The following is a 12,630-nucleotide window of genomic DNA, read 5'->3' as shown; positions in this document are numbered from 1 at the left end:
AATGACGTCGAACGGCGATCGGGGTGCTGAACGCGGTACGAATCGCGGTCGACCGCAAACCGAAGCGCGCTACGGGATCCCCGAGCGTGCAGACGGTATGCTCCCGTGGGCGTTCGTCGCTGAACAGATGCGAGACGCACGGAACTACTGGGTGACGACGAACCGACCCGACGGGAGCCCGCACGTTCGCCCGACGTGGGGCGTCTGGGTCGACGGGACGTTCCACTGTGGCGGCGGCGAGGGGACGCGGTGGGTGCGGAATCTCGCTCGGAATCCCGAGATCGTCGTCCATGGCGAGAGCGCGACGGAGGTCGTCATCCTCGAGGGAGAGGCCGAACGGATCGATCACGAAACCGCTTCGTCCGAACTGATCGACGAACTGGACGCGGCCTACGAAGCGAAGTACGACGCCCCGCACGGGACGCCCTTCTTCGCCGTTCAACCGACGGTCGTCTTCGCGTGGAGCGACTTCCCGACGGACGCGACGCGCTGGGAGTTCGACGAGTAGCGCGGCAGCGACGCGCGAACAGCCCTACAGTCCCACCAGCTCGTCGTAGCGCGCACCCGTCTGTTTCAGCGTCTCGGTCGAGTAGAGACGCTCGTGGTCGACGGGGAGGTAGTCGGCGGCGAGTTCGTCGATCTTCGCGTCGACGGCCTCGGGGTCGCGACCGTGGATCATCGTGAACAGGTTGTACGGCCACTCCCGCTCGGGCTGGCGCGGTCGGTGGTAACAGAGCGTCACGTAGGAGAGTTCGCCCGCCTGCTCGCCCCACTCGTCGAGATCATCGTCGGGGACGTCCCAGACGACCATGCAGTTGGCGTCGAACCCCGTCACGACGTGGTTGATCACGCAACCGATCCGCTTGAGACACCCGCTCTCGAGCAGGCGTTCGATAGCCGCGAGCACGTCCTCGACCGCGTATCCCGCGTTCGCGGCGATATCGCGATACGGCGTCGCCGACAGCGGGAACCCGTCCTGGATCTCGAGGAGGAGTTCGGCCTCGAGCGCGGAGAGATCGCCCGTGGCCTCCTCGCTGATCCGGGTGGCCGAGGAGTCGGTGCGCCGTGCCAGCGATTCGCGCGCGAACCGATCGCTGTTGACGACGGGAAACTCGAGGTCGATGTAGTAGTCGGTCAGCATCGGCAGGTTCAGCACGTCACAGCCGGTTCGGGCCTCGATATCGGCGAGGATCTCGTCGCGGGCCTCGCGCGAACCGGCGGTGACGACGAACCACATGTTCCACTCGTGATCGCGGGCGTAGTTGTGGTTGACTTGCCGATACTCGTTGATGACGGTCGCAATCTCGTCGAAGCGGTCCGCGGGTGCCCGCACCGCGGCGAGCGTCGACGAGCCGATCACGGGCGGGTTGAGGACGGCACCGAACCGGCGGACGATCCCCGCCTCCCGGAGTGCGCGGACGCGGTCGACCGCCGCCGATTCTTCGATCCCGATGTCGGCGGCGACGCGGCGGAACGGGCGCGCTTCGATCGGAAAGCCGCTCTGATAGCCGTCGATCAGCGCCGCGTCCACGTCGTCGATGGCCTCGCGCCAGTCCCCCGACAGGCTACTCATTGGTTGCCCTAGGGAGAAGGGGACCGTATCGTTTTCGGGTCCGACTCGAACCGCGTGCGGCGGTGCCGTTCTTGGGGTTCACCCGATTATCGGTGTGAAACCCGTCAATTGACGGCCGAACGAGCGCCGGAAGCGGGAGACTTTTGCGCGATCCGACCCAACGGGTGCACAACATGGCGCACGCAACCCAGGAATTCGGCGACTGGCCGCTCACGCGGCTCATGACCGAGGTCGTCGGCTCCGGCCCGAAGTCGGCCGACGACATGACCCGCGAACAGGCTCGAGAGGCGTTCCAGCGTATTCTGGCGGGCGAACCGGACGAAACGACGCTCGGCGCGTTCTGGCTGGCAAACCGCTGGAAGCGAAACATCCCGACGGAGCTGGCGGCCTACACCGACGTGATGCGCGAGGAGTCGGTCGTCACCGCCGAGCCGGAGTGCGATCCGGTCGACTGCGGGGCGAACTACGACGGCAAGCACAGCTCCGCCGTCCTCGGCGTCGGAGCCGGCGTCGTCGCCGCGGCCGCGGGCACCCCCATCGTCGTCCACTCCGGCGATCGGGTCCCGACGCAGAAGGCGACGGCGTACAAACACGTCCTCGACGAGCTCGGCGTCCGAACCGAACTCGAGCCCGACGAAAGCGCGGACATGGTCGACGAGACCCGCTTCGGCTTCTACTACCAGCCGAATTTCAACCCCGGAATCCATGACCTCTACGACCGGCGCGATCAGATGGGCGTCCGCACGTTCGTCAACACGATCGAAACGATCGCGAATCCGGCGAACGCCGACGTCCACTTGGGCTCGTTCTACCACCTCGCGTTCGCGAAGAAGCTGACCGACACGATCACCGAGAGCGAGCGACTCGGGTACTCGCGGGCCATCTTCTTCCAGGGGATGGAGGGATACGACGATATCCGGCCCGGATATACGAAGGTCGCGGAGTGGGATCGAGACGGCGACGACGGTGCGGATTCCTTCGAGGATTACGAGATCGAAACCGCGAACTACGGCATGGCGATGGAGGCCGAGGACCTCGAGGTCGACGACGTGACGGCCGACTCCGCGTCGATCACCGAGGCCGTCCTCACTGGTGACCGCGAGGGACACTTCGCCGACGCCATCGCCCTCAACGGCGCGTTCCGGATGCACGCCCGTCAGGACGTCGACAGCCTCGAGGACGGACTCGAGCGGGCGCGCGAGGTCATTGCCGACGGCAGCGCGGAAGCCGTGCTCGAAGACCTCCGGGCCTTCTGAGCCGAGCGGTCTGAGTCGGGCGTTCGGAGTCGGCGTTCGAAGCGGTCGAACACGATCGGACCGGTGCTCGAGCGGCATTCGAGCCGGCACGCAGTATCGTCGGCCGTCCGTCGAAGCGGGAGATGATTTGCCTCTCTTCTGACTATCATAGATATATAACACATCCAGTACAATACAGGTGGGCCAGTAACACCATCGAGAGGTGTGAGACGATCATTCGCGACCAAGTTAGAGGGTTCGACGTCTCTCGCCCCGAACACGATCCGGACGTTTCCAAACTGACGTATAATCCACAATCATCCGCTTTAGACGTTCTATCTGCCGAGATAGATTTTTGGAACGGGACTTACCAAAGAGTAATAAATAGAATGATTATTCATTGGTGTCAGATTCAGTGTATTCTACACTACTATCTCGACCGCCGTCGCCGGCGGCCCTGAACGCGACTCGAGCGAGCGATCGCAGCGTCGGCTCGCTCCCGACCGATCCGTCCGACGACGAGCAAACGGGTGGCGTTCGCCTCGCAAGGTCTGTGATCGGTGTCCGGGACGGTCGTCGGGAGAACGAATTCGCGACGCCTGAAACGACGAACAGTGTACCTTTTTGACTGTTGGCCGTGACCACCGTGCATGGACCACTCATTCGACACTGTCCTGGTGGAGTACGACGACGAGCGCGGCGTCGGCACGATCACGATGAACCGGCCGGACGCGTTGAACGCGCTGAACGGCCAGCTCAGAGATGACATCATCGCGGGGCTCGAGTCCCTCGAGGAACGGAACGAGGACGCCGACGGCGTCGCGCTGCGCGCCGTGGTGCTCGAGGGTGCCGGCGAGAAGGCTTTCTGTGCGGGGGCGGACATCGGCGGCTTCTCCGACGAGTCGGCCGGCGGCACCTCGGCCCGCTCGCACTACGACGTCATCAGGGACTTCCCGACCCCGGTCATCGCGAAGATTGACGGCTACTGTCTGGGCGGCGGCCTCGAGACCGCGCTGGCGTGTGACTTCCGACTGGCCAGCGAGGGGAGCACGTTCGGCTTCCCCGAAGTGAATCTCGGCATTCTCCCCGGTGCCGGCGGCGTTCAGTACGTCGAGAAACTGGCCGGGCCCGCCGTCGCGAAGGAGCTCGCGATGACCGGGAAACACATCTCGGCGGAGCGAGCGGGCGAGGAGGGGATCGTCACCCACGTCCACGCCGCCGACGAGTTCGACGAGGCGGTCGACGAGTTCGTGACCGACCTCGCCGGACAGGCACCGCTGGCGATCCAGGGGATCAAGAAGTCCGCGGATATGGCCGTTCACTCCGGGCTCGAGGAGGGGCTAGCGTACGACAGCTCGCTCTTCCAGGAACTGCTCAAGACGGAGGATCACGCGGAGGGTGCGGCGGCGTTCGCCGAGGACCGCGACCCCGAGTTCGAAGGGAAGTAACGGGACAAGGCGGGCGACCGCCGTCTCACTCCCGTCCGGTTTTCGACCTGCGGTGGCGCGCGCTGTCGATCGGCCAGAGCGGTAGCGAAGGGCGATCGATGATACTGCGCGAGGGATGAGTGAGCGCCGTAAGGCGCGAGCGAATCGGCTGGGGAGGTCGTGGCCCCTCGTGTTGCCACGATAGCAGCGCAACTATCTTGGTCAACGATACACGTTGAGCGCTGTTTAGAACTGGCGAATAAGGGTGTCCTGCTATCGTGACAACTAGGGATTCCACATCCTTCCCAGCCGATTTCTACTCACGGCGGCGGAGCCGCCGTTCGTATGGTTCGCGGAACCGTCGGTTCCGCGCTAACGCTCAGTCACTCCGTTCCTTCGCTCATCCCTCGCGCAATATCAAACCGCAGTTCGCTCGTCGCTCACTGCGGTTCAGCGCGCGCCACCGCATGTCGGTTCGTCGGTCCGAAGCGAAAACGAGTCCGCATCGCTGTGGAAAAACTGACCTCAGTCCCACTCCTCGCCGAGGCCGGCCAGCGAGAACGGGCCGACGGGGAGGTTGTATCCGTCCTCGAGGGCCTTGTCGACCTGATCCTTCGTGGCGATGCCCTCGTCGACGATCTTCTTGGCCTCCTCGCGCATGGCCGCGTGACAGCGGTTGGCGAGGAAGCCGTAGGAGCCGGGATCGTCGTCGATGGTGACGCGCGTTTTCCCGAGTTCGTCGACCAGTTCCTCGGCGCGCTCGACGACGGCCTCGTCGGTTTCGGGCGCTTGCACGATCTCGACCATGTCCATGACCGCGACGGGATTGAAAAAGTGCGTCACCGCGACCCGCGAGGGGTCGGAGACGGCGTTGGCGATCGACGTGACGGCGAAGCCGCTCGTATTCGAGTACAGCGGCTGCTCGTCCGTGACCTCGTCCAGATCGCGGAAGACCTGCCCCTTGATCGCCAGATTTTCCGTGACCGCCTCGATCGTGAAGTCGGTCCCGTCGGTCGCCGCGTCGAGGTCCGTCGTGAACGTCATCCGCTCGAGAACCTCGTCCATCTCGTCCTCGGAGAGATAGCCGCCTTCGACGGCGTCCTCGAGTCCGTAGTTGCCCGAGATTACGCGTTCGCGAGCCTCGTCGGCCAGCTCCTCGTTGATCTCGCGGACGGCCACGTCGTAGCCGTTCCGTGCCAGTACCTGTGCGATGCCAGCGCCCATGATGCCGCCTCCGACGACGGCAGCACTCTTTTGTGCCATGGCAGCAACCTTCACGGGTATCGACTTAGTTCTTATCAACCCTCGTAGACGCCGGTTCGATCGCGGGCCCGTTGCGTACCGACCGCGATCGGGAGGATCACGGACTCTCGCACCTGGTATCAGCCTCCCTAAAATACTTTAGCCGCAGTGTGGTAGGTCATGGCATGGCCATCGGACAGTACCGCGATGATCCGACGGAGATGGACGACATCGAGCGCGAGGTAGCCGCGGCGCAGTATCCCGAGGGCGGGCTCGTGGTCGGTCTCGGCATCGGGATCGTACTCCCCGTACTGACGGTTCAGGCGCTGCTCGTCGTCACACCCTTCCTCGGCGGTGTCGTCGGGTTCGTCCTCGGACGACGGTTCCGCGACTACGCGATTCGTCGCCGCCGCAGGGACCGGTCGGCGACGGAATGAGCACGATTACCGACGACGACGGGGAGACGCTTTCCTCGAGCATCGGCATCCTCGGGGTGCTGGCGCTCCTGGTCGGAAACGCGATTTCGGTCCCGATATTCGTCTTGCCGGGGCCGCTGGCGGGAACCGCGGGGCCGGCGCTCGTCCTGGCGATCATGCTCGCAGCGATCCCGGCCGGATTCGTCGTCCTGTACAACGCCTTGCTCGGCTCGGCGATGCCGGTCGCCGGCGGCCTGTACGTCTACATTTCTCGGCTCACGGCCCCCTACTGGGGGTTCCTGGTCCCGTTCACGATCCCCCTCGTCGCGTGGGCGTCGCTGCTCATTACGGCGACCGGCTTCGCCGAGTACACCCGAATCTTCTTCGACGTGCCGTCGATGTGGCTCATCTACGTCCTGCTCGGATTCGTCTTGCTCGTCAACGTCGTCGGGCTCAGAGTCGTCGCGCAGGTGCAGATCGTCTTTTTCGTCGGTCTCGTCGCCGCACTCCTGACGTTTATCGTCCCCGGAGCGGCCGCGATCGATACCGCCAATTACACCCCGTTTTTCCCGGATTACGGCGGGTTCGGGCTCGCAATCGTGGCACTGTTCTACCCGTTCCTCGGATTCGGGTTACTGATCGAACTCGGGGAGGAGATAGAGGACCCCGGACGGACGATCCCGCTCGTACTGGGGCTCGGTATCGGTATCGTCGTACTGTTTTACGTGGGGTTGATCGCCGTCCTCGTCGGAGTCGTTCCGTACGCGGAACTGGGGAACGAAGCCGATCTCGCGCTCGCCGCCTCGAGATATCTCCCCTGGTGGGGCGAGTACGTCGTCGCCGCCGGCGCGATCTTCGCGGTCGTCACCACGGTGAATACGACGCTGCTCGTCTTCTCCCGAACGCTCATGCGCGCGAGCCGTGACGGCATTCTCCCGGCGTCGCTCTCCCGGATTCACCCCCGGTTCGACACGCCCCATTACGCGATCGCCGTGCTCGGCGTCCCGCCGTTCGTGCTCGTCCCCCTCGCGGACGAAATTGTCGGTCTTTCCGTGTTCATCGGCCTGGCCAGTCTCACGGCGTACTTCTTCTGTGCGATCGGCCTCTGGAATCTGCCGCGGGAGTTCCCGGCACACTACGCCAACGCCCCGTTTCGACTCCGCCGATACCGCGGGCTCCTCCTCGCGGTGCTGGGCGGGGGAGTCGCAACCGGCGCGTTCTGGCTGGTCACGCTCCTCCAGCGACCCGTCGTGGGCGTGGTCCTCATCGGCTGGTTCGGCGTCGCGTACGTCTATTATCGATATCGACTCGCCAAGACCGACCGAATCGAAACCTACCGAGCGATGACCACGCTCGACGTCCACGAGCGCGTCGAGGAGAGCGAGGCGCAACGCGCCTCGGGTGACGCGAGCGGGGACACCCCGCGAGCGAACGCCGACGAGAGCGGCGGCTGACCGACGGACTACACCCCCGTCCCCGTGTCGGCTATCAGCCAGAGACGGTCCGAACGGAGTCCTCGCGGGTCGAGCACAACCGACAGCGACCGCACATTTAATAGTCGAGTCGACATATGTGGGATATGGCAACAGAGTACACGCCGACGGCGATGATGGACCGGGAGTCCAGATCGAACCGCTACTATCGAAACGCGGTCGAGCGACACTGGGACCCCGGCGAGATCGACCTCGAGGAAGACGTCGAAAACCTCCTTGCGTTCATCGAAGCCTCGAAGTCGTACGACCGGGAGTCGTGGTACGGCACCCTCAACGGCATCGCGAAGTTCGGGGCGGGGGAGGACGCGGTTACCGAAGATCTCGCGCCGCTGGGGGCGGTACTCGACAATATCGACGATCAGCTGTTCCTGACGACCCAGCTGTACGAGGAGGCCAAGCACGCGGACTTCTTCGACCGCTACTGGCGGGAGGTCGTCTGGACGGTCGAGGACGAACTGGGCTGGGAACGGTCCGATCCCCGCCACGAGCGGTGGTTCAACGACCCGTACATCGAACTGTTCGACCGCAACCGGAAGGCGCAGTTCCGGCTGCTCGAGGAAGACACGCCCGAAAACCGAGCCAGAGCGTACTGCCACTACCACCTCACGGTCGAGGGGATCCTCGCGCAGACGGGGTACTACGGGATGCAGACCTCCTACGGCGGCGAGTTCGACGAGCTCCCCCACCTGCCGGGGCTCGTCCAGGGCTTTACGAAGATCCGCAGCGACGAGGGGCGCCACGTCGGTTTCGGGATGAACCAGCTCAAGAAGCTCATCGCCGAGGGCGTCGACCCCGCGATCATCGAGGAGACGGTCGAGGAACTCCTTCCGCTCGTACAGGGGATCACCGAGGACGAGCGGTTCCAGCCGGACGATCCCGAGGAACGCGTCGGCCTCGAGGACGGGAGACTGGCCGCCTACGCGGTCGACAAGCACACCGACCGGATGCAACAGATCACGGACGCCGCGGCCGATATCCCGGACGTCGACGAGTTAGTGCAACTCGAGGGCGACGACTGACAGTGGAGGACGGCGACTGACGGAACGGGAGCACCACGAACTGCGAACGACCACCGACAGTAGGCTTTTGAGAGAAGACCGGGACGTGGTACCATGCAGCTCGATTCCGTCCGAGTACTCGACCTGTCCCGCCTGCTTCCGGGCCCGTACGCGACGCAACTGCTCGCCGACGCGGGCGCTGACGTGATCAAAGTCGAGGACACCGACGCGGGAGACTACGCGCGGTACACGCCGCCGACGACGGACCGCGGCGTCGGCGCGCTGTTCGACGGCGTCAATCGTGGCAAGCGTAGCATCGCCGTCGACCTGAAATCGGACGCGGGCCGGACGGCCTTCTACCGGCTCGTCGAGGACGCCGACGTCGTCTTCGAGCAGTTCCGACCGGGCGTCGCCGAGCGACTCGGGGTCGACTACGAAACGCTGCTCGAGTACAACGAGGACCTCGTCTATTGCTCGCTCTCGGGCTACGGTCAAACCGGGCCGTACGCCGAGCGCGCGGGCCACGACCTCAACTACGTCGGGCTCGCGGGGCTGCTCGAGATGACTCGCGAGGACGAGACGATGGCACCGCAGATCCCCGGCTACCAGATCGGCGACCTCGGTGGCGGGCTGTTCGCGGCCTTCAGCATCGTCGGCGGACTCCTGTCTCGCGAACTCGGCAACGGCGGCGAGTATATCGACGTGGCCATGACCGACGTGGTCGCCTCGTTCTCGCAGGCGATTTCCCACGAGGCGCTCACCGGCGACGATCCCCGGCCCGGCGAGACCGCGCTCACCGGACGGTACCCATGGTACGACGTGTACGAGGCGGCCGACGGGCGCTACGTGACGCTCGCGGCGCTCGAGCCGAAGTTTTGGGAGGCCTTTTGCGAGGAGACCGGACGGGAGGAGCTGATCGACGCCCACGGCACCGACGACCCGGCCGAACTCGAGGCGGTCCGCGAGGAACTCGAGTCGCTGTTCGCGAGCCGCTCACGGGACGAGTGGCTCGAGACGCTTTCCGACGAGACGATGGTCGGGCCGGTGTGTACGCCGGCCGAAGCCCTCGAGCACCCCCAGCTCGAGGCGCGCGGACTGATCGAGCGGCCGGCGGACGCGCCGCCGCGGGTCGGCTTTCCGGCGATGGGGTCGAACGTACCCGACAGCCACGACGAGTCGGTTCCGGGCCACGGAGCGCACACCGACGCCCTACTCGCGTCAGTGGGGTACGACGAGAGCGAGCGAGCCGACCTCCGCGAGTCCGGGATAATCCGCTGACGGCTCCGTTCGTCTGTCACGACGGCGTACTCGTCCCAAATCATAAGGTACTGGACAGAATAGCTACGACGGCTATGATGAGAGTCGAGTTAACACTTGACAAGTTACTCGAGCGGGCGATCGACCTGTTCCCCGAGCGGGAACTGGTGACGAAACTGCCCGACGGGAGGGTGCACCGGTATACGTACGCCGACGCGTCCGAACGGATCAACCAACTTGCCCACGCGCTCGACGAACTCGGCCTCGAGCGGGGGGACCGCGTCGGCGTCGTCGCGACGAACCACTACCGGCACTTCGAACTGTACTTCGGGCCGGCCTGTTCGGGGCGGTCGATCCACATGTGCAACATGCGACTGCCCGATCACCACTTCGTCCACACGATCGACGACGCCGAGGACCGGGTGATCTTCGTCGATCCCGGCCTCATCGAGACGGTCGAGGCGAACGCCGACGACCTCGAAACGGTCGAGCAGTACGTCGTCCTCGACGACGAGGTGCCCGATACCGACCTCGAGCCGGTGACCGACTACGAGTCGCTGCTCGAGGGTCAGTCGACGGAGTACGAGTGGCCCGACATCGACGAGGACGCGGAGTACGGGATGTGCCACACCTCGGGGACGACGGGGCTGCCGAAGGGCGTCGCCTACTCCCACCGGGCGATGTACCTCCACAGCATCATGTGCGGCCACACGGACGCCAACGGGGTCGGCGAGGACGACGTCGTCCTGCCGGTGGTGCCGATGTTCCACGCCAACGGCTGGGGAATCCCGTACGCCGCGACGCTCGTCGGCGCGAAACAGGTCTTCCCCTCGGTCCACACTGATCCCGAATCGATCGCCCGGCTGATCGCCGAGGAGGACGTGACGTTCTCGGCGGCCGTGCCGACGATCTGGCTCGAGATGGCCGAGTTCCTCGACGAGAACCCCGAGGTCGACATCTCGAACATCGACCGGCTGACGGTCGGTGGGAGCGCGCCGCCCGAATCGCTCATCCGGAAGTACGACGAGGAGTACGACGCGCCGATCATCCAGGGGTGGGGAATGACCGAGACCTCGCCGCTGGGGTCGCTCAGCACGCTCCGCAAGGAGGTCGCGGAACTGCCGAGCGACGAGCAATACGAGTATCGCGCGAAGGCGGGGCTGCCCGTGCCGGGTATGCAGACCCGCATACTCGACGACGACGGCGAGGAGGTGCCCGACGACGGCGAAACGATGGGCGAACTGCAGGTCCGCAGCCCGTGGGTGGCCGACGGCTATCACAACCGACCGGAGGAAAACGAGCAGTCGTTCACCGAGGACGGCTTCCTGCGGACCGGCGACATCGCCACCCGAGACGGACTCGGCTACATCGATATCGTCGACCGCGACAAGGACGTCATCAAGTCCGGCGGCGAGTGGATCTCGTCGGTGCAACTCGAGAACGAACTGATCGGTCACGAGGGCGTCAGCGAGGCGACCGTGATCGCGGTCGAGCACGAGCGCTGGCAGGAGCGGCCCATGGCGATCGTGGTGCCGCGGGACGGAGCGACGATCAACGAGGACGACCTCGAGGCCCATCTCGCGGAAACGTTCCCCTCGTGGTGGCTGCCCGACGTCTACGAGTTCATCGACGAGATTCCGAAGACCTCGACCGGGAAGTTCGACAAGAAGACGCTTCGAGACCAGTTCGACGTGGTTCTCGAGGCGGAAGACGATGAGCAGACACCCCAGCAATAAGCGGTCAACGGATATCGTTCAAATTTAGACATGGTAGCTAACACCACAGGCGGCGTGAGTTTCGACACCGACGACGAGACCGAACTGATCCTCGACAGTATCGACGACTTCATCGAACGAGAGGTCGACCCGATCGTCGAAGAGCTGGGAGACGTCTACACCAACCCCCGCAAGGGACACCACGAGAACGGCCGCTGGACCGACGAACTGCTCGAGGCCCGCGAGGAGATCCGACGCAAGTCGGCCGAGGCGGGCTTCTACGCGATGAACCTACCTGAGGACGCGGGCGGCGACGGTATCTCTCCGGTGACGTGGTATCGAGCGAAGAAACACGTCGCCAGCCACGGCGGCGGCCTCGAGCGCTACGTCCTCGCCGGCCCCGAGGGGCCGAAGCCGCTGCTGTTGCAGGCCGAGGGCGACCAGCGGGAGAAATACCTCGAGCCCGTGGTCCGCGGCGAGAAGTCGACGGCGTTCGGCCAGACCGAGCCCGGCGTGGGGTCGGACTCGCCCAATATGGGGACAACAGCGGAGAAAGACGGAGACGAGTGGCTCATCAACGGCCGCAAGCAGTGGATCACCAACGCGCCCTACGCCGACTTTATCCAGCTCTTCGCGCGGACGACGCCCCAGGAGGAAGCCGGCCGCTACGGCGGCATCACGTGCTTCATCGTCGAGCGCGACGAGTACGAGATCGGGTCGTACAACAACGCCGTCGGCGCGGAGGGGTCACAGGCCGAGATCGTTCTGGACGGCGTGCGCGTCCCGGAGGACCGCGTGCTCGGCGCGGTCGACGAGGCGTTCTACGCCGCGATGGACTTTCTCTCGCTCGGACGGCTCGAGTTGGGTGCCGAGGCCGTGGGGTACAGCGAGTACCTGCTCGAGGAGGCCGGCGAGTACGTCACCGAGCGCGAGGCCTTCGGCGAGCCGATCGGGAACTTCCAGCAGGTCTCCGCGAAGCTCGCGAAGGGGCGGGCGAAGACCTACGCGGCCGACGCCGCGGGGCTGAAACTCGCCTGGAAGATGGCCGAAGACGAGCGGACGATCATGGACTCGTCGGTGCTGAAGTGGTTCGCGACGAACGTCCTCTGGGAGGTCGCCGACGCGGCCGTCCAGGTCAACGGGGCCAACGGGTTGGCCGAGGAGAACCCCTACATGGATCTGGTCCACCAGGCGCGCATCCTGCGGATCGTCGAGGGGACCGACGAAATTCAGCTCAACACGATCGCGAAATCGATGGGGATCACGGACTGATC

The 12,630-nt window shown here is 65.1% G+C and carries 11 protein-coding genes; 9 read left to right on the top strand and 2 right to left on the bottom strand.

Features of this window, described 5'->3' with window-relative positions; genetic code table 11:
• Position 1: 1 nt before the first annotated feature.
• Entirely contained in the window at positions 2-508 is a 507-nt protein-coding gene (locus tag LDH74_RS18600; protein WP_226040167.1) for a pyridoxamine 5'-phosphate oxidase family protein, read from the top strand.
• Positions 509-532: 24 nt separating this feature from the next.
• Here the strand turns inward: LDH74_RS18600 and LDH74_RS18595 are convergent, their stop codons facing one another.
• Positions 533-1,573, bottom strand: coding sequence for an Lrp/AsnC family transcriptional regulator (locus LDH74_RS18595; RefSeq protein ID WP_226040166.1), 1,041 nt, complete (start codon positions 1,571-1,573; stop codon positions 533-535).
• A 173-nt stretch (positions 1,574-1,746) separates the two neighbouring features.
• Here LDH74_RS18595 and LDH74_RS18590 point away from each other — a divergent pair, with 173 nt between their 5' ends.
• Both LDH74_RS18590 and LDH74_RS18585 read left to right on the top strand, forming a co-directional pair.
• Positions 1,747-2,829, top strand: coding sequence for an anthranilate phosphoribosyltransferase (locus LDH74_RS18590; protein WP_226040165.1), 1,083 nt, complete (start codon positions 1,747-1,749; stop codon positions 2,827-2,829).
• A 629-nt stretch (positions 2,830-3,458) separates the two neighbouring features.
• A complete protein-coding gene (locus tag LDH74_RS18585; RefSeq protein WP_226040164.1) occupies positions 3,459-4,256 on the top strand; it encodes an enoyl-CoA hydratase/isomerase family protein in 798 nt (265 codons plus the stop codon).
• A gap of 504 nt (positions 4,257-4,760) precedes the next feature.
• On the opposite strand, the gene LDH74_RS18580 is transcribed toward LDH74_RS18585, so the two are convergent.
• A complete protein-coding gene (locus LDH74_RS18580) occupies positions 4,761-5,498 on the bottom strand; it encodes a 3-hydroxyacyl-CoA dehydrogenase family protein (RefSeq protein WP_226040163.1) in 738 nt (245 codons plus the stop codon).
• A 164-nt stretch (positions 5,499-5,662) separates the two neighbouring features.
• On the opposite strand from LDH74_RS18580, the gene LDH74_RS18575 reads away from it, so the two are divergent.
• The 6 genes from LDH74_RS18575 to LDH74_RS18550 all read left to right on the top strand — a co-directional run bounded on the left by LDH74_RS18575 (position 5,663) and on the right by LDH74_RS18550 (position 12,628).
• Entirely contained in the window at positions 5,663-5,914 is a 252-nt protein-coding gene (locus LDH74_RS18575) for a hypothetical protein (RefSeq protein WP_226040162.1), read from the top strand.
• Positions 5,911-7,347, top strand: a complete 1,437-nt coding sequence (locus LDH74_RS18570) for an amino acid permease (RefSeq protein WP_226040161.1) — start codon at positions 5,911-5,913, stop codon at positions 7,345-7,347. The genes LDH74_RS18575 and LDH74_RS18570 overlap by 4 nt, the downstream gene beginning before the upstream one ends.
• A gap of 125 nt (positions 7,348-7,472) precedes the next feature.
• A complete protein-coding gene (locus LDH74_RS18565; RefSeq protein ID WP_226040160.1) occupies positions 7,473-8,405 on the top strand; it encodes a ribonucleoside-diphosphate reductase in 933 nt (310 codons plus the stop codon).
• A 93-nt stretch (positions 8,406-8,498) separates the two neighbouring features.
• Entirely contained in the window at positions 8,499-9,662 is a 1,164-nt protein-coding gene (locus tag LDH74_RS18560; protein WP_226040159.1) for a CaiB/BaiF CoA-transferase family protein, read from the top strand.
• A gap of 77 nt (positions 9,663-9,739) precedes the next feature.
• Positions 9,740-11,377 (top strand): long-chain fatty acid--CoA ligase, encoded by a 1,638-nt coding sequence (locus LDH74_RS18555; protein ID WP_226040158.1) that lies wholly within the window; start codon positions 9,740-9,742, stop codon positions 11,375-11,377.
• Between the two features lie 30 nt (positions 11,378-11,407).
• Entirely contained in the window at positions 11,408-12,628 is a 1,221-nt protein-coding gene (locus LDH74_RS18550) for an acyl-CoA dehydrogenase family protein (protein WP_226040157.1), read from the top strand.
• Positions 12,629-12,630 lie beyond the last annotated feature (2 nt).

Origin of the sequence: Natrinema sp. DC36, from assembly GCF_020405225.1 — an archaeon.
In the GTDB taxonomy this organism is placed as follows: domain Archaea; phylum Halobacteriota; class Halobacteria; order Halobacteriales; family Natrialbaceae; genus Natrinema.
The sequence above is the reverse complement of the archived record's forward strand: the minus strand, read 5'-3'. Positions and strand labels throughout refer to the sequence as shown.